16 protein-coding genes are annotated in these 15,432 nt (G+C 69.1%); 12 read left to right on the top strand and 4 right to left on the bottom strand.

Going from position 1 to position 15,432, the window contains the following annotated elements:
* Nucleotides 1-32 precede the first annotated feature (32 nt).
* Complete coding sequence (locus tag N788_RS13230) at nucleotides 33-749, bottom strand: FKBP-type peptidyl-prolyl cis-trans isomerase N-terminal domain-containing protein (protein ID WP_034225965.1); 717 nt, start codon at nucleotides 747-749, stop codon at nucleotides 33-35.
* A 157-nt stretch (nucleotides 750-906) separates the two neighbouring features.
* Between N788_RS13230 and N788_RS13225 the strand changes: the two genes are divergently transcribed.
* The 6 genes from N788_RS13225 to nth are packed head-to-tail and all read left to right on the top strand — an operon-like array spanning nucleotide 907 to nucleotide 6,214.
* On the top strand, nucleotides 907-1,689 hold the full coding sequence (locus N788_RS13225; protein WP_034225963.1) for an enoyl-CoA hydratase/isomerase family protein: 783 nt from the start codon (nucleotides 907-909) through the stop codon (nucleotides 1,687-1,689).
* 17 nt (nucleotides 1,690-1,706) lie between these two features.
* Nucleotides 1,707-3,206, top strand: coding sequence for an electron transport complex subunit RsxC (rsxC, locus tag N788_RS13220; RefSeq protein WP_034225961.1), 1,500 nt, complete (start codon nucleotides 1,707-1,709; stop codon nucleotides 3,204-3,206).
* Nucleotides 3,203-4,267 carry an RnfABCDGE type electron transport complex subunit D gene (locus N788_RS13215; protein WP_034225959.1) on the top strand — a complete coding sequence of 355 codons (1,065 nt, stop codon included), beginning with the start codon at nucleotides 3,203-3,205 and terminating at the stop codon, nucleotides 4,265-4,267. The genes rsxC and N788_RS13215 overlap by 4 nt, the downstream gene beginning before the upstream one ends.
* The gene (rsxG, locus tag N788_RS13210; protein WP_051924667.1) at nucleotides 4,264-4,938 is read left to right on the top strand and encodes an electron transport complex subunit RsxG; all 675 of its coding nucleotides are present in this window, start codon (nucleotides 4,264-4,266) and stop codon (nucleotides 4,936-4,938) included. The genes N788_RS13215 and rsxG overlap by 4 nt, the downstream gene beginning before the upstream one ends.
* A complete protein-coding gene (gene rsxE, locus N788_RS13205) occupies nucleotides 4,935-5,579 on the top strand; it encodes an electron transport complex subunit RsxE (RefSeq protein ID WP_051924666.1) in 645 nt (214 codons plus the stop codon). The genes rsxG and rsxE overlap by 4 nt, the downstream gene beginning before the upstream one ends.
* Nucleotides 5,576-6,214, top strand: coding sequence for an endonuclease III (nth, locus tag N788_RS13200; protein WP_051924665.1), 639 nt, complete (start codon nucleotides 5,576-5,578; stop codon nucleotides 6,212-6,214). Before rsxE ends, nth begins: the two co-directional genes overlap by 4 nt.
* Here the strand turns inward: nth and N788_RS13195 are convergent, their stop codons facing one another.
* Nucleotides 6,215-7,066, bottom strand: a complete 852-nt coding sequence (locus tag N788_RS13195) for a 2OG-Fe(II) oxygenase (protein ID WP_034225957.1) — start codon at nucleotides 7,064-7,066, stop codon at nucleotides 6,215-6,217. It abuts the gene before it with no gap.
* A 135-nt stretch (nucleotides 7,067-7,201) separates the two neighbouring features.
* Nucleotides 7,202-8,506 (bottom strand): OprO/OprP family phosphate-selective porin, encoded by a 1,305-nt coding sequence (locus N788_RS13190; protein WP_051924664.1) that lies wholly within the window; start codon nucleotides 8,504-8,506, stop codon nucleotides 7,202-7,204.
* Nucleotides 8,507-8,751: 245 nt separating this feature from the next.
* Here N788_RS13190 and pstS point away from each other — a divergent pair, with 245 nt between their 5' ends.
* From pstS to N788_RS13160, 6 genes are all read left to right on the top strand, one after another.
* Nucleotides 8,752-9,768 (top strand): phosphate ABC transporter substrate-binding protein PstS, encoded by a 1,017-nt coding sequence (gene pstS, locus N788_RS13185; RefSeq protein ID WP_034225955.1) that lies wholly within the window; start codon nucleotides 8,752-8,754, stop codon nucleotides 9,766-9,768.
* Nucleotides 9,769-9,852: 84 nt separating this feature from the next.
* On the top strand, nucleotides 9,853-10,821 hold the full coding sequence (pstC, locus tag N788_RS13180; RefSeq protein WP_034225953.1) for a phosphate ABC transporter permease subunit PstC: 969 nt from the start codon (nucleotides 9,853-9,855) through the stop codon (nucleotides 10,819-10,821).
* Nucleotides 10,821-11,684 carry a phosphate ABC transporter permease PstA gene (gene pstA / locus N788_RS13175; protein WP_034225950.1) on the top strand — a complete coding sequence of 288 codons (864 nt, stop codon included), beginning with the start codon at nucleotides 10,821-10,823 and terminating at the stop codon, nucleotides 11,682-11,684. Before pstC ends, pstA begins: the two co-directional genes overlap by 1 nt.
* Nucleotides 11,677-12,495, top strand: a complete 819-nt coding sequence (gene pstB / locus N788_RS13170; protein ID WP_034225947.1) for a phosphate ABC transporter ATP-binding protein PstB — start codon at nucleotides 11,677-11,679, stop codon at nucleotides 12,493-12,495. The genes pstA and pstB overlap by 8 nt, the downstream gene beginning before the upstream one ends.
* 11 nt (nucleotides 12,496-12,506) lie before the next feature.
* Nucleotides 12,507-13,220, top strand: a complete 714-nt coding sequence (gene phoU / locus N788_RS13165; protein WP_034225944.1) for a phosphate signaling complex protein PhoU — start codon at nucleotides 12,507-12,509, stop codon at nucleotides 13,218-13,220.
* Nucleotides 13,221-13,250: 30 nt separating this feature from the next.
* Nucleotides 13,251-14,174, top strand: a complete 924-nt coding sequence (locus N788_RS13160; protein WP_425476487.1) for a YihY/virulence factor BrkB family protein — start codon at nucleotides 13,251-13,253, stop codon at nucleotides 14,172-14,174.
* 8 nt (nucleotides 14,175-14,182) lie between these two features.
* Here N788_RS13160 and N788_RS13155 read toward each other — a convergent pair whose 3' ends face one another.
* Nucleotides 14,183-15,427 carry an MFS transporter gene (locus N788_RS13155; protein WP_152560496.1) on the bottom strand — a complete coding sequence of 415 codons (1,245 nt, stop codon included), beginning with the start codon at nucleotides 15,425-15,427 and terminating at the stop codon, nucleotides 14,183-14,185.
* Nucleotides 15,428-15,432 lie beyond the last annotated feature (5 nt).

Raw genomic sequence — 15,432 nt, 5'->3', positions numbered from 1 at the left:
GCCGCGCCGTCGCCGGCGCGGCCCCTGGAGGTTTACTCGACGCCTTCGAGCTTGATGTCGAAGACCAGCGCCTGGCCCGGGCCGACCGGCGAACGCGGGTCGTTGCCAAACGCCTTGTCGGACGGCAGGAACACTTCCCAGCGCGAGCCGGCCGGCATCATCACCAGGACTTCCTGGACGCCGCGGATCGGGAACTCGCTGACCTTGAACGAGGCCGGGGTCGGGTTCTGCTGCGCGTAGGTGTTGGCGAACTCCTGGCCGGTCGAGACCGAACCACGGTAGTGCATCTTCACCGTGCTGCTGGTCGTCGGCTTGGCGCCGGTGCCGGCCTCGATCACGCGATACTGGATGCCGCTGGGCAGCACGGTGATGCCCGGCTTGCCACGGTTGGCCGCCAGGAACGCGTCGGACTTGGCCTTGTTTTCATTGGCCACGCGTTCGAACTCGCTGCGGGCCTGGGCCACCATGCGCTGCTGCAGGCCGGCCAGCTGGCCGTCCATCTGCTCCTGCGGGTGGGCCGGGGCGCGCTTGGCGAAACCGTCCTGCAGCGCCTTGATGACCTGGTTGATGTCGACGTCGACGTTCTGGTCGGCAAGGTCCTTGCCCAGGTCGTAGCCAATCGCGTAGCTCAGGACCGGCTTGTTGGCCGGGGGCGGAGCCGGCGCATTGGCCGGGGCGGACTGGGCCAGGGCAACGCCGGCGCTCAGACCAAAGGCTGCCAGGCAGGCAGCCAACAGACGCAACTTCATCAGGAAATCTCCATTGGTTGGTTGGGGCGATGTGGTGCCCCGAATGCCGCGCTAGGATAGCCCCCGCACGGCTGAACCGCCACTGACATCTAAGGCATGGGCCCGTTTCGGACCCCATCCCATGCCGCGAGTTCCCCGCTTAACGGAGTTTTACGAAATGGCCTTCAACACCCTGCTGGTCGAAGACCAGGGCGCCATCCGGCGCATCACCCTCAACCGCCCCGACAAGCTCAATGCACTCAACCGCGAAACCCTGACCGAGTTGCACGCCGCCTTCGCCGACGCCGCCAGCGAGGCCTCGGTGCGCGTGGTCGTGCTTACCGGCGCCGGCGGCAAAGCCTTCGTGGCCGGCGCCGACATCGCCGAGATGAACGGCCTCAGCCCGGCCCAGGCGCGGGATTTTTCCGCCCACGGACAGGCCCTGATGACCCGCATCGAGCGCCTGGGCAAGCCCGTGATCGCACGCGTCAACGGGTTTGCCCTGGGCGGCGGTTTGGAACTGGCCATGGCCTGCCACCTGCGCATCGCCGCCGACAACGCCAAGCTTGGCCAGCCCGAGGTCAACCTCGGCTTGGTGCCAGGCTTTGGCGGCACCCAGCGCCTGCTGCGCCTGGCCGGTCGCGGCGTCGCGCTCGAGCTGTGCCTGCTGGGCGCACCGATCACCGCCGCGCGCGCGGCTGAATTGGGCGTGGTCACCAAGGTGGTGCCGGCCGATGAGCTCGATGCCGAAGTGGATGCGATCGCGACCCAGCTGGCCAACTCGGCCCCGCTGGCGCTGCGCGGCATCCTCGACGCCATCACCCTGGGCGGCGAGGCGCCGCTCGACACCGGCCTGGACCACGAAACCCAGGTGTTCGCGGTCACCTTCTCGACGCAGGACATGAAGGAAGGCACCGACGCCTTCCTGGCGCGCCGCAAGCCCAGCTTCAGCGGCTGCTGACCGGCGCCGCGGCGGCCGTGCACCTGCATCGTTTCCACGGCGGCCTGGACCTGCCCGGCCACAAGGCCGAGTCCACCGCCGGCGGGCTGCGTCGCGTGGCGCCGCCGCCGCGGCTGTATCTCTCGCTGCTCCAGCATGCCGGCCTGCCCGCCGAAGCCTGCGTCGGCGTTGGCGAGGCCGTGGCGCGTGGCCAATGCATCGCCCGTGTCGAAGCGGGCGCGGGCGCCGACCTGCATGCGCCGCTCGCAGGCCGGGTGGTGGCCATTCAAACCCGCGCGCTGCCGGGCCCGTCCGGGCTGGCCGTGCCGCATATCGTGCTCGACACCCAGGCGGACGGACCGACGCAGGCCATGCCGCCGCTGGGCGACCCGGCGCCGGTCAACGCGATCCGCGCCCGCATCCGCGATGCCGGCATCGTCGGCCTGGGCGGCGCGGGCTTTCCCACCGCCGGCAAGCTGGCGGTCACCCGCGCGACCCTGGTCATCAACGGCGCCGAATGCGAGCCGTGGATCGCCTGCGACGACGCGCTGCTGCGCGAACACGCGGACGAGGTGGTGCGCGGCGCCCGGCTGATGGCGCGCGTCGCCGGTGCCGGACGGATCCTGCTGGCCATCGAGGACAGCATGCGCGAGGCCCTGGCCGCCTGCAGCGAGGCCGTGGCGGCGCATGGCAACGAAGAGGTGACGCTGGTCGCGGTGCCTACCCGCTATCCGGAGGGTGGCGAACGCCAGCTGATCCAGGTGCTGACCGGACAGGAGGTCCCGCGCGGTGGCCTGCCGCGCGACATCGGCGTGGTGGTGCAGAACGTGGCCACCGCCCGCGCCGCCTGGCGCGCCGTGGCGCTGGGCGAAGCCCTGTTCGAGCGCGTGGTCACCGTCACCGGCCCGGGCGTCGCCCGGCCCGGTAATTTTTTCGTGCCGCTGGGCACCCCGGTTGGGTACCTGGTCGAACAGGCCGGCGGCTACACGCCGCTGGCGCAGCGGCTGATGCTGGGCGGCCCGATGATGGGCATCGCCCTGCCCCATGACGACTTCGCCATCGGCAAGACCCACAACTGCGTGCTCGTGCTGGGCGACGCCGAGCTGCGCGCCAGCGACGACGAAATGCCCTGCATCCGCTGCGGCGATTGCGCCACGGTCTGTCCCTCCCGGCTGCTGCCGCAGCAGCTGCTCTGGCAGGCACGCGCCGGACGACTCGACGAGGCCCGCGACCAGGGGCTGTTCGACTGCATCGAATGTGGCTGCTGCGACCTGGCCTGCCCCAGCCATATCCCGCTGACCGAGCAATTCCGCCGCGCCAAGGGTGAGCTGCTCGCCCGCGAGGCCGATGCCGTGCTCGCCGAAGCCGCGCGGCAACGCTTCGAGGCCCGGCGCGAACGGCTCGAACGCGAGGCCGCCGAACGCGAGGCGCGGCTGGCGGCACGAAAGTCCGCCGCCAGCCCGGCCGGCGTGGCGGCGGCGCTCGAACGCGCCCGCGCCCGTCGCGTCGCCGGCACCGATCCGGATGCCGGCGCATGAGGACCTTCGAAACCGCGCCGGCGCCGCACCTGCCTGCACGCCGGACCGTGCGCGCAACCATGGGCCTGGTGATCGCCGCACTGGTGCCGGGCGTGCTTGCGCATGCCTGGTTCTTCGGTCCCGGCGTGCTGGTCCAGATCGCACTGGCCACGGCATTCGCGCTGGGCTTCGAAGCGGCGATGCTCAAGGCCCGCGGCAAACCGCTGCGGCCGTTCCTGACCGACCTCAGCGCGCCGCTCACCGCCGTGCTGTTCGCACTATGCATTCCGCCGCTGGCGCCCTGGTGGCTGGCGGCGATCGGCATGCTGGCGGCGATCGTCTTCGCCAAGCACCTGTTCGGCGGCCTGGGCAACAACCTGTTCAACCCGGCGATGGTGGCCGTGGCGGTGGTGGTGCTCGCTTTCCCGCGTGCCTTCACCCACTGGCTCGCGCCTGCCGGGCTGGAGGCCACGATGGGCCTGCCCGGCCTGGCCGACAGCCTGGTCGCGATTTTCACCGGGCACCTGCCGCCACCCTGGGGTTGGGACACCCTGGCGCAGGCGACGCCGCTCGACACCGTGCGCACCCTGGGCAGCCAGGGCGCGACCCTGGCCGAAATCCGCGACGCGCCGGTGTTCGGGGACTTCGGCGGCCGGGGCTGGGAGTGGGTGGCGAACTTCTACGTGCTGGGCGGCCTGTTCCTGCTGTTCAAGCGCATCATCCCCTGGCAGGTGCCGGTGGCGACGCTGGCGACGGTGCTGGTGCTGACGCTGCCGTTCTGGCTGGCCGACCCGGACCTGCATCCGTTCCCCCTGCAGCACGTGTTTTCGGGCGGGCTGGTGCTGGCGGCGTTTTTCATCGCCACCGATCCGGTCAGCGGCTGCACGACGCCGCGCGGGCGACTTGTCTTTGGTGCCGGCGTCGCGCTGCTGACGCTGGCGATCCGCCGCTGGGGCGGCTTCCCGGACGGCGTGGCCTTCGCGGTGCTGCTGATGAACTGCGCCGCGCCCTGGATCGATGCCCACACGCGACCGCGCATCCTCGGCGAAGGCCGGCCGCCACGCCAGGACGCGCCGTCATGAAACCCAGCCTGCGCGAATCGCTGCGCGCCAGCGGGCAGCTGGCCCTGGCCGGCCTGGCCGCGGCCGCGCTGCTGGCCGGCACCTGGGCCCTGACCCGCGACCGCATCGCCGACAGCGAGCGCCAGGCGAACCTGCAGGCACTGCAGATCGTTTTGCCCGCGGACCGCTACGACAACGACCCCATCGCCGCGGGCGTGACCGTGCAGGCGCCGGGGTGGCTCGGCCAGGCGTCCTCGAAGGTCCATCGCGCCTGTCTCGGCGGCGAGTCGGCGGCGCTGGTCCTGGAGGCGACCGCGCCGGACGGTTACGCCGGGCCCATCCGGCTGCTGGTGGCCGTGGACCGCGAGGGACGCGTGCTGGGCGTGCGCATCACGGCGCACCAGGAAACGCCGGGGCTGGGCGACGACATCGAAGCCGGCCGCAGCGACTGGATCCACGGATTCCGCTCACGCGCCCTGGGCGACCCGGCCCGCGAGCACTGGCGCGTCCGGCGCGATGGCGGCCACTTCCCCCAGTTCGCCGGCGCCACGCTGACGCCGCGCGCGGTGGTCGCGGCGGTGCGCCGCAGCCTGGATTTCGTTGCCGCGCACGGTAACGCGGTCCGCGCCGCCGAAGCCGGCGCTACACTTGTGTTCACCGACGCACCGACCGATCCACCGCCAGCCCGATGACCGCCAGCACGCCCCGCGCCATCCTCGAATACGGCCTGTCCAGCGGCAACGTCGGCCTGGTGCAGCTGCTGGGGCTGTGCCCGCTGCTGGCGGTGAGCAACAACGCCGTCAATGCGCTGGGCCTGGGCCTGGCGACGGTGCTGGCGCTGCTGGTCACCAATACCGCGGTGGCGACGATTCGCAAGCTCACCCGCCGCGACGTGCGCATCCCCGCGTTCATCATGGTCATCGCCGCGGTAGTGACCTCGATCGAACTGGCCATGCGCGCCTTCCTGCCACAGCTGCACGCGGTGCTCGGCCTGTTCATTCCGCTGATCGTCACCAACTGCGCGCTGATGGGCCGCGCCGAGGCCTTCGCCTCGCGCAACGACCCGGGCCGTGCGGCGCTCGACGGCCTGGCGACCGGCCTGGGCTTCCTCTGGGTGCTGCTGCTGATCGGCGCCCTGCGCGAGCTGATCGGCGAAGGCAGCCTGTTCGCCGGCGCCGGCCACCTGCTTGGCCTGCCGGGACTGGAACTGGCCGCGGCGGGCTACCCGGGGTTCGTGCTGGCCATCCTGCCGGTGGGCGCCTTCGTGGTGCTGGCGGCGCTGGTCGCGACGCGACAGGCCTGGCGACTTCGACGCACGGGCACCGCGGCATGAAGGCGGCCGACCGGCAGGAACTGTTCGCAAGGCTGTCCGAACTCAATCCCAAGCCCACCACCGAGCTCGAATACAGCTCGCCCTTCGAGCTGCTGGTGGCGGTGACGCTGTCGGCCCAGGCCACCGATGTCGGCGTCAACAAGGCCACGCGGCGGCTGTTCCCGGTGGCCAATACGCCGGCCGCCATCCTCGCCTTGGGCGAAGAAGGGCTGAAGAAGTACATCTCGACGATCGGCCTGTACAACGCCAAGGCCGCCAACGTCGTGGCGGCCTGCCGCATCCTGGTCGAACAACACGGCGGCGAGGTGCCGCGCGACCGCGAATCGCTAGAAGCCCTGCCCGGCGTCGGCCGCAAGACCGCCAACGTCGTGCTCAACACCGCCTTCGGCGAACCGACGATCGCCGTTGATACGCACATTTTCCGGGTCGCCAACCGCACCGGGCTGGCCCCGGGAAAAACCGTGCGCGCGGTTGAAGACAAATTGATGAAGGCCGTGCCGGCGCAATACCGGCTCGACGCACACCATTGGCTGATCCTCCACGGACGCTACGTGTGCAAGGCACGCAAGCCCGACTGTCCCCAGTGCGTCATCCGGGACCTGTGCCGCTACCGGGACAAGACCCCGGCGGCCTGACTAGCGAAACTCGCCCAGCCGCAGCCACTTGGTGGCGACCCACTTCTCGCCCGCCAGCACCGGCGCGCCGCCGTGGCGGGTGCCGGTCATCGGATGCGGCCGGTCGTAGCTGAAGAAGACGGCATTGCCCTTGATCGGGGCGACGTTGAATCCCGCGTCGGGGAACGTCGTCTCGCCGCCCGCCTCCGGATTGTTGAGATACATCACGATCGACGCGACGCGCTGCCCGCCATTGGACAGGATGCCGGCGGTGCCGGATTTGTCGGGATCGAAGTAGTCGAAATGCGGTTTGTACTCGGCTCCCGGCCCGTAGCGCAGGATCTGCAGGCCTTCGCCGAACTCCACCGGCCAGGCGCACAGTTTGGCCAGGCGGGTTTCGATGCGTTGGCACAGCGCGTTTTCCCCGCGCGTGAAGAACATGCCCTCGCTGGTACGCGCTTCATGCACCTGGCTGACCCCCTCATCGAGCAGGAAGGTCTCCGAGCGCTGCAGCCGCTGGCGGGCCAGCTCGATCAGCCCGTCGCATTCGGCGTCCGACAGCAGCCCGCCCATTACCACCACGCGCGGGTGCCTGAGGTTCGCCAGCACCGCCACCCGGCGATCGCCGCCGTCGAGCTGGTGCGGGCCGCCGCGATCCATCGGCTCGGGCACGGGCGTCGGTTCCGGCAAGCCATTGGCCCGGGCATGTTCGACCATCAATCCGTGGATGACTTCCTGCACGGCCAACTGCGCCTGGTCGCGCTGCCAGCCTTCGACCACCATCGCGTCCATGACGTCGAAGGGCTCACGCCCGGACCGGACCTGGTCCACGATCCACTGGCGCGATGAATCGGGCAATTCGAGTGTGGTCATCGGATCTCCGGGGGCGTCGGTTCGTAGCCCGGACGATATTACCCGCCCCGGCGGCACGGGTCGCCTGGCCCGCCGCAATGAAAAAAGGCCGCGGCCCGGGGCGCCCGGACCGCGGCCTTGCGTACCCTGCGGACGTCAGAAGTTGAACTGGGTGCGCAGCGCGTACTGCGCGGTTTCGTCCCCGCTGAAGTCGTTGTCGCCCTGGGTGTAGTTGAACATCAGGCGCAGGTTCGGGTTGATGTAGTAGTTCATGCCCAGGATCCAGGTGCTGGCCTCGAGGCCCGGGATGTCCTGGTTCTCGATGTTGTCGAAGCGCGCGGTCAGCTCCCAGAGCCCGTGCTCGCCCACCTTCGGCGACGCGAACACGCCGTTGCCGGCCTTGTAGGACTTGCGGCCGCCATTGAGCATCACGCTGCCCTGCACGTAGAAGGTGCGCACGTCCTGGTCGGCGCCGAGCGGCTGGCCGAAGCTGGCGTTGGCGTACTCGGACTGGAAGAAGACCGGTCCGAACAGGCCGGCCAGCTCGAGGCCGAGCGCATCGACCTGCTCGCCGCCGGCGCCCGGCGAGGTGGCGATGCCGAGGCTGGGGCCACGACGGCCGGCGTAGTTGGCCGAAGCCGAGAGGTTCGCCGAACCCTGGTTGATGTTCTCGTGGCTGTACCACGCGCCCAGGTGGAGCACCTGCTCGGCACCCATCACCGGCGCCCAGGTCGTGCGACCTGCGAAGCCCATGCCTTCATTGCGCGGACCCGAAGCCCCGCGCAGGTTGAACACCGTGCCACCGGCCGTCCAGTTGTCGCCCGCGACGAGATAGCCCACGCCCTGCTGGAACTGGCGGCCGCTGAACAGGCCGGTGGCCGAGGCGAACGGGCGTTCCATCATCAGGATTTCATTGGAGCTGGTCAGCTCTTCCATCGACCGGTAGGGCTTGAAGTGGCCGACGGTCAACTTGCCGGGCCCGAGCGTGCGGGCGATGTAGAGGTCGCGCAGGCCGTCGAGGTTGGTGCCGGCGGCGAAGTCCTGCTCGATCTTGTATTCCCAGCCCGAGACCGTGCCCCCCAGGGTCAGGCGGGCGCGGCGGAACTCGGACGTGCCGGTGGTGGTGGCCAGGTCCCGATCCCAGGCGTAGCCGTCAAAGTGCAGGCGTCCACCGAGGCTGAACGAGGCGGTGCCGTCGGGCGAGGTCACCTTCAGGCCGCCCTTGGTCTCCACCTTGGGCTGGGTGGCCTGGACGGCCTTGAGCGCTTCGGCGGTATCCACGTTGACGGCCGACTGGGCGTCGTCGCGCTCCTCGAGCTGCTCGATGCGCGCCATCAGCGCCTGGACCTGGGCCTTGAGCTCGGCGACTTCCTGGTCGCTGGCCTGCTGCGCGAAGGCGGTGTCGGGACTCAAACCCGTGAGTGCGGCCGCGAGCGAAGCGGCGAGGATGGTCAAACGCATGTCATGAACTCCCTGGATGATTTGATGCCGTTGGCGGCCGGTTTCAGCGGGCACAGCCTGACGCGACATTGTGACGGCAACTTGTGGGTTTCATGACAGCGCCGTGACGGTTGGGGCGGGGCCGGGCCAGGCCCTGTCACGCGATTGTCATGAACGGGCAACAAGCTTGTCATCGGTCCGGCCTGTAATGGCCCGGCATCGGGGCAAGCCCCCGTCGCCGCACCCACCTTCCTAGGAGTCGCAACGTGCTCAAGTCCATCAAGTGCAGCCTGGCCGCCATCGCCCTGGCCGCCGGCCTCGCCCCCGCCACCCAGGCCGCCGAGATCACCGGCGCCGGCGCCTCGTTCGTGTTCCCGACCATGTCGCGCTGGTCCGCCGATTACAACGAAGCCACCGGCAACCGCGTCAACTACCAGTCCATTGGTTCGGGCGGCGGCATCGCCCAGATCAAGGCCAACACCGTCGACTTCGGCTCCTCGGATGCGCCGCTCAAGCCCGATGACCTGGCCGGCTCCCACCTGGCCCAGTTCCCGTCCGTGATGGGCGGCATCGTGCCGGCCTTCAACGTGCCGGGCATCGCCGCCAACCAGCTCCGGCTCGACGGCGCCACCCTGGCCAACATCTACCTGGGCAAGATCGGCAAGTGGAACGACCCGGCCATCGTCGCACTCAACCCGGGCGTGACGCTGCCGGACCTGCGCATCACCGTCGTGCACCGTTCCGACGGCTCCGGCACCACCTTCAACTTCGTCAACTACCTGTCCAAGGTCTCGCCGGAATGGCAGTCCAAGGTCGGTGAAGGCACCTCGGTGCGCTGGCCGACCGGCGTGGGCGGCAAGGGCAACGAGGGCGTGACCGCCTACGTCAAGCAGATCAAGGGCGCGATCGGCTACATCGAGCTGTCCTATGCGCTGACCAACAAGGTCGCCTACGCGACCATGAAAAACGCCAACGGCAACTACGTCCAGGCGTCCAACGCCTCGATCCAGGCCGCCGCGGCCAGCGCCGAATGGGGCAAGGCCAAGGACTTCTACCTGGTGGTGACCAATGCCCCGGGCGACGACGCCTGGCCGATCGCCGCGACCAATTTCATCCTGATGTCCAAGAAGCCGAAGAACGCCGCGGGCAACAAGGCCGCGCGCGAGTTCTTCGACTGGGTCTACGAGAACGGCGACGAGTCGGCCACCCAGCTGGGCTACGTGCCGCTGCCGGATGCGCTGGTCGAGCAGATCAAGACCTACTGGTCGGCGAACTTCAAGTAATCGCCGCCACCCCCACACGGCCCGCGCGCCACCCGGCGCGCGGGCCGGTTTCACCACGCAGGCACCACCCACAGAGCGCCGCGCATGCAAATTGCTTCCGCCCCCAACCCGGTTGACCGCTCGCACCGCGCCGATGCCTTCGGCGACTGGGCGTTCCGGAACCTCGTCACGCTGGCCGGCTGGTTCGTGCTGGCCGCGCTGGGCCTGGCCGCCCTGTCGATGCTCTGGGGTGGTCGCGAAGCCTTCATGGAATTCGGACCAGGTTTCCTGACCTCGACCGCGTGGAACCCGGTCACCGAGGAATACGGGGCCCTGGTCGCCATCTACGGCACCATCGTCAGCACCATCATCGCGATGATCATCGCCGTGCCGGTGAGCTTCGGCATCGCGCTGTTCCTCACCGAGGTGGCCCCCGCCTGGATCCGCCAGCCGCTCGGGACCGCCATCGAATTGCTGGCCGGCATCCCCTCGATCATCTACGGCATGTGGGGCCTGTTCGTACTGGCGCCCTTCCTGGCCGAAAACGTCTATCCCTGGGTCGACGAGAACATGGGCGCGCTGCCCTTCCTGGGCGTGCTGTTCCGCGGCCCGCCCCTGGGCATCGGCATGCTGACCGCCGGCATCGTGCTGGCGATCATGATCATCCCCTTCATCTCCTCGGTGATGCGCGACGTCTTCAACACCGTACCCGTGCGCCTGAAGGAGTCTGCCTACGCGCTGGGCTCCACCACCTTCGAGGTGGTCTGGGACATCGTGCTGCCCTACACCCGCTCGGCCGTGATCGGCGGCATCTTCCTGGGCATGGGCCGCGCCCTGGGCGAGACCATGGCCGTCACCTTCGTGCTGGGCAACTCCCACCACATCAACGCCTCGCTGCTGATGCCCGGCAATTCGATCGCCGCCTCCATCGCCAACGAGTTCGCCGAAGCCACCACGCCGATGTACCAGTCGGCCCTGCTGGCCCTGGGTTTCGTGCTGTTCCTGGTCACCTTCGTGGTGCTGGCGATCGCCAAGCTGATGCTGATGCGCCTGGCCAAGCGGGAGGGCAACTGATGACCGCACTCGCGCAACGCATGTATTTCCGCCGGCGCCTGGTCAACGCACTGGCCATGGTGCTCTCCGCCGCGGCGACGCTGTTCGGCCTGTTCTGGCTGGTCTGGATCCTGTGGGTCACGATCAGCAAGGGCATCGACGCGATGAGCCTGCAGCTGTTCACCGAGATGACCCCGCCCCCGGGCCAGGAAACCGGCGGCCTGAAGAACGCCATCGTCGGTTCGCTCATGCTCAGCTCGCTGGCCGTGGCCATGGGCGCGCCGGTCGGCATCGCCGCCGGCACCTACCTGGCCGAGTACGCCCGGGCGCGCAAGATCGGCGAGGTCATCCGCTTCGTCAACGATATCCTGCTCTCGGCGCCCTCCATCGTGCTGGGCCTGTTCATCTACACCGTGGTGGTGCGCACGACCGGCAGCTTCTCGGGTTACGCCGGCTCGATCGCCATGGCCTTCATCGTGCTGCCGGTGGTGGTTCGCACGACCGACGAAATGCTGCGCCTGGTGCCCAGCCAGATGCGCGAAGCGGCACTCTCGCTGGGCATCCCGCAGTGGAAGGTGACCACGCAGATCCTCTACCGCGCCGCCCTGCCCGGCATCATCACCGGTGTCCTGCTGGCGCTGGCGCGCATCGCCGGCGAGACCGCGCCGCTGCTGTTCACCGCCTTCAACAACCAGTACTGGAGCACCGACATGTCGGGCGCGATGCCCAACCTGCCGGTCACGATCTTCCAGTTCGCGATGAGCCCCTTCCAGTACTGGAACCAGCTGGCCTGGGCCGGCGCTTTCCTGATCACCCTGTTCGTGCTGGCGGTTTCCCTGCTCGCACGCGCCATCCTGCTGCGCAAGAAGACCCATCATGACTGAAGCCCCGATCACCTTCGCCACCGCCGTCCCGAACGCGGCCATCGACGATTCGCCGCAGGAGGTGAAGCTGGCCGCCCGCGACCTGGCCTTCCACTACGGTGACTTCGCCGCGCTCAAGGACATCAACCTCGACATCCCGAAGAACAAGGTGTCGGCGCTGATCGGCCCGTCCGGCTGCGGCAAGTCGACCCTGCTGCGGGTCTTCAACCGCATCTACTCGATCTACCCGGGCCAGCGCGCCAGCGGCCAGGTCCTGCTCGATGGCGAAGACGTGCTCGACCCCAAGTACCCGCTCAACAAGCTGCGCAGCAAGATCGGCATGGTGTTCCAGAAGCCGGTGCCGTTCCCGATGACCATCCAGGACAACATCGCCTACGGCATCGGCCACTACGAGAAGCTGTCAAAGTCCGACATGGCCGACCGGGTCGAAGAGGCCCTGCGCCAGGCGGCGCTGTGGGACGAGGTCAAGGACAAGCTCAAGCAGAGCGCCCTGGGCCTGTCCGGCGGCCAGCAGCAGCGCCTGTGCATCGCCCGTGCGGTCGCCCTGAAGCCGCAGGTGATCCTGTTCGACGAGCCCACCTCGGCCCTCGACCCGATCGCCACCGGCAAGATCGAGCAGCTCTTCGCCGAGCTCAAGCAGCAGTTCACGATCCTGATCGTCACCCACAACATGCAGCAGGCGGCGCGGTGCTCGGACTACACCGCCTTCATGTACCTGGGCGAGCTGGTCGAGCACGGCCCGACCACGACCATTTTCACCAAGCCGACCAAGCAGCAGACTGAAGACTACATCACCGGCCGCTTCGGCTGAGGACCCCGACCATGCCCCATTCCCACGACCATATCGTCAAGAGCTACGACGACGAGCTCAAGCGCCTCGACGGCGAAATCATCCGCATGGGCCAGGTCGCCGTCGCCCAACTCGATGCCGCCATCGACGTGCTGCAGCGCCGCGATACCCAGGCGGCCATGCGCGTTGTGGCCAATGACGAGGCCATTGATACGCTCGAGCACGAAGTCAGCCACGACGTGCTGCGCCTGCTCGCCCTGCGCCAGCCGATGGCACGCGACCTGCGCGAGGTCTACGCCGCGTTGCGCATTTCGTCGGACATCGAGCGCATCGGCGACTACGCCGCCAACGTCGCCAAGCGATCGATGGTGCTCAACCAGACCGCGCCGGTTTCCGCCGCCCGCGGCCTGCCGGCCCTGGCCAAACTCGCCAATGCATTGGTGACCGAGGCCCTGGACGCCTATCGCGAGCGCGACGCCGACCGGGCACTGGCCGTTCGCGGCCGCGACGTCGAGATCGATGCCGAGTACACCGGCCTGTTCCGCGAGTTGCTGACCTACATGGCCGAGGACCCGCGGCAGATCACCGCCTGCACCCACCTGCTGTTCATCGCCAAGAACATCGAGCGCATCGGCGACCACGCGACCAACATCGCCGAGAACACCTGGTTCCTGGTCCATGGCGAGCTACCCCAGGGCGACCGCGAAAAGGGCGACCTGACCAGCCAGGTAACGGACGGCCAGTAACGGCACCGCTTGCACGACATGGCCGTCATAATGGCGGTCATGAACACCGAACCCAGGCCAGCCGCCGACAACACCGGCCCCCGGCGGGGACAGGACTTGCGCGAGCGTGTCGAGGCATTGCTCGCGCCGGTGCGTGCCAGCCTGCCGGGCCAGGCGGCGCGTCGCTTCGTCGAGCTCGACCTGCTGACGCACGCCGCCTCGCTGTCCTTCTATACGATGTTCTCGCTGGCGCCGCTGCTGGTGCTGGTGCTTTGGCTGACCGCGTCGCTGTACCCGCCGGCGCAGGACGCGCTGATGCAGCAGATTGCATCGATCGCCGGCGAGGACGCCCGCGAAGTCGCCCGCACCGTGCTACGCAATGCCCGGGACCGGCCCGACATCGGTTCGATCGCCGGCTGGTGGAGCACGTTGCTCCTGTTCATAGGTGCGACGGCGGTCTTCGCCCGCCTGCAGGCAAGCCTGAACCACATCTTCCGGACCGACGCCGGGCACCTGCCCGGCGGCGTGCTGGTGTGGCTGCGCAAGCGCGTCTTCTCCTTCGGCGTCGTGTTCGCCCTGGGCTTCCTGTTGCTGGTGTCGATGCTGCTCACGACCGCCCTGCAAGTAGTGCTTGCGCATGCGCCTTCGCTGCTGCCGGTCCTGGGCAATGCGGCCACCCTGCTGATGTACGTCGTCGTTTTCGCCCTGCTCTACCACTACCTGCCCGACCGCCGCGTGCGCTGGAAACGCGCGTTCATCGGTGGCGCCATCACCGCCGGTCTTTTCGTGCTGGGCCGCTGGGCAATCGGCCTGTACCTGGCCGAGGCCGCCCCGGGCAGCGCCTATGGCTCCTTCGGCACCCTGGTCCTGCTGCTGGTCTGGATGTACTACGCGGCCCTGGTGTTCTTCACCGGCGCCCTGGTCACGGCGGTCATGGACGAGCGCCTGCGCCAGTCCCGACAACCGGCCCCTTGAACGGCCAGTCAATGGCCTGTGGACGGCTCCGGGGGCCTAGGGTCGGGAAGTCGACCCTGGCCCCGGTTTGCCGGCGCCATCGGCGGCATCGACAGCCGACGTGCCACGGGCAGCAGGGAAACCAGCACCAAAGCCAGGCCCAGCAGGATCCACCGGGGATCCAGCCAGACACCCGCCAGTGCGGCCACCACCGGCGTCAGGGCGCGTCCGATGCCCTGGCCCAGGGCCACCTGGCCGTTCCTGTATCCGGCGTCGGCACCGAAGCGCGCCTGCACCAGCCAGGGCCGGGCCAGGGTGTGCAGGCCGGCGCCCAGCCCGAACAAGGCAACGCCCAGGCCGGCAAGGGCCATTGAATCCGCGAAGGCCGCGGCGGCAAGCCCGGCGGCCTGCATCACCATCGGCCAGACGGTGAGCACGGCGACCGATGGCAGGCGGCCGCCGCGCAGCAGCCACATCCTTCCCGGCAACTGCGCAACCCCGAAGGCCGCCAGCACCAGGGCCGCCTGCGCCAGCTCGATGCCACGCGAAACAAGCATCGGCACGAACAGGGTGATCAGGGCCATGGCGGCCACGGTGCCGGAAGTGAATACCGTCGCCAGCGCGACTATCGAACCGCCCGGGCGCGGCGACTGCGACTGCGACTGCGACTGCGACGGCGATGGCGCCAGGCGATCGGGCACGGCGGGCAGGCCCGGCAGCACCTTGCGCTCCACCAGCCAGCCGGCCGCCAGCACGGCCACGGCGCCGGCCAGCAACGAGGTCCGCAGGTCGGCGTGTTCGACAAGGCTGCCCAGCAGCGGCAGGAACACGGTGCTGGCCAGCCCTCCCATCACGGTCACCGCCGCCAGCCCACGCAGCCGCAGCCCCGGGTCGGCAATGGCCCGATGCACGAGCGCGAACGCCGTTTCGTAGAGCGTGAGCGCCATGCCCGTGCCGACACCCACCCAGCCCAGCAGCAGGGCTGCCGGCTGCCGGGAAACGGCGAGTACCAACAAGCCACACACGCCTGCCAACAGCCCGGCCCGGAACAGCGCCGCGCCATGGCCGCTGTCAAAACCCCGCCCGACCCGCGGGGCTACCAGGGCAGCGACAAGCAGGGCGGCGGAGTACGCCGCCGCCACCCAGGCCATCGATACGCCGAACTGCGCCTGCAGGGGCAGTTGCCAGACAGGGAAGCCGTAATACAGCACGCCCCAGGCCACGCACTGCGCGAGACCCAGCCACCACACGGCCATGCCGCCACTTCGCGACATCACGA

The sequence above is a fragment of the Arenimonas donghaensis DSM 18148 = HO3-R19 genome, from assembly GCF_000743535.1.
In the GTDB taxonomy this organism is placed as follows: Bacteria; Pseudomonadota; Gammaproteobacteria; order Xanthomonadales; family Xanthomonadaceae; genus Arenimonas; species Arenimonas donghaensis.
This window is presented reverse-complemented; position numbering and strand designations above follow the sequence as displayed.

Coding starts and splice junctions, on each gene's coding strand:
- N788_RS13230 (WP_034225965.1), bottom strand. CDS start 749: ATGAAGTTGCGTCTGTTGGCTGCCTGCCTGGCAGCCTTTGGTCTGAGC.
- rsxG (WP_051924667.1), top strand. CDS start 4,264: ATGAAACCCAGCCTGCGCGAATCGCTGCGCGCCAGCGGGCAGCTGGCC.
- N788_RS13215 (WP_034225959.1), top strand. CDS start 3,203: ATGAGGACCTTCGAAACCGCGCCGGCGCCGCACCTGCCTGCACGCCGG.
- N788_RS13160 (WP_425476487.1), top strand. CDS start 13,251: ATGGCGGTCATGAACACCGAACCCAGGCCAGCCGCCGACAACACCGGC.
- pstB (WP_034225947.1), top strand. CDS start 11,677: ATGACTGAAGCCCCGATCACCTTCGCCACCGCCGTCCCGAACGCGGCC.
- N788_RS13225 (WP_034225963.1), top strand. CDS start 907: ATGGCCTTCAACACCCTGCTGGTCGAAGACCAGGGCGCCATCCGGCGC.
- pstA (WP_034225950.1), top strand. CDS start 10,821: ATGACCGCACTCGCGCAACGCATGTATTTCCGCCGGCGCCTGGTCAAC.
- rsxE (WP_051924666.1), top strand. CDS start 4,935: ATGACCGCCAGCACGCCCCGCGCCATCCTCGAATACGGCCTGTCCAGC.
- phoU (WP_034225944.1), top strand. CDS start 12,507: ATGCCCCATTCCCACGACCATATCGTCAAGAGCTACGACGACGAGCTC.
- pstC (WP_034225953.1), top strand. CDS start 9,853: ATGCAAATTGCTTCCGCCCCCAACCCGGTTGACCGCTCGCACCGCGCC.
- N788_RS13190 (WP_051924664.1), bottom strand. CDS start 8,506: ATGCGTTTGACCATCCTCGCCGCTTCGCTCGCGGCCGCACTCACGGGT.
- N788_RS13195 (WP_034225957.1), bottom strand. CDS start 7,066: ATGACCACACTCGAATTGCCCGATTCATCGCGCCAGTGGATCGTGGAC.
- nth (WP_051924665.1), top strand. CDS start 5,576: ATGAAGGCGGCCGACCGGCAGGAACTGTTCGCAAGGCTGTCCGAACTC.
- N788_RS13155 (WP_152560496.1), bottom strand. CDS start 15,427: ATGTCGCGAAGTGGCGGCATGGCCGTGTGGTGGCTGGGTCTCGCGCAG.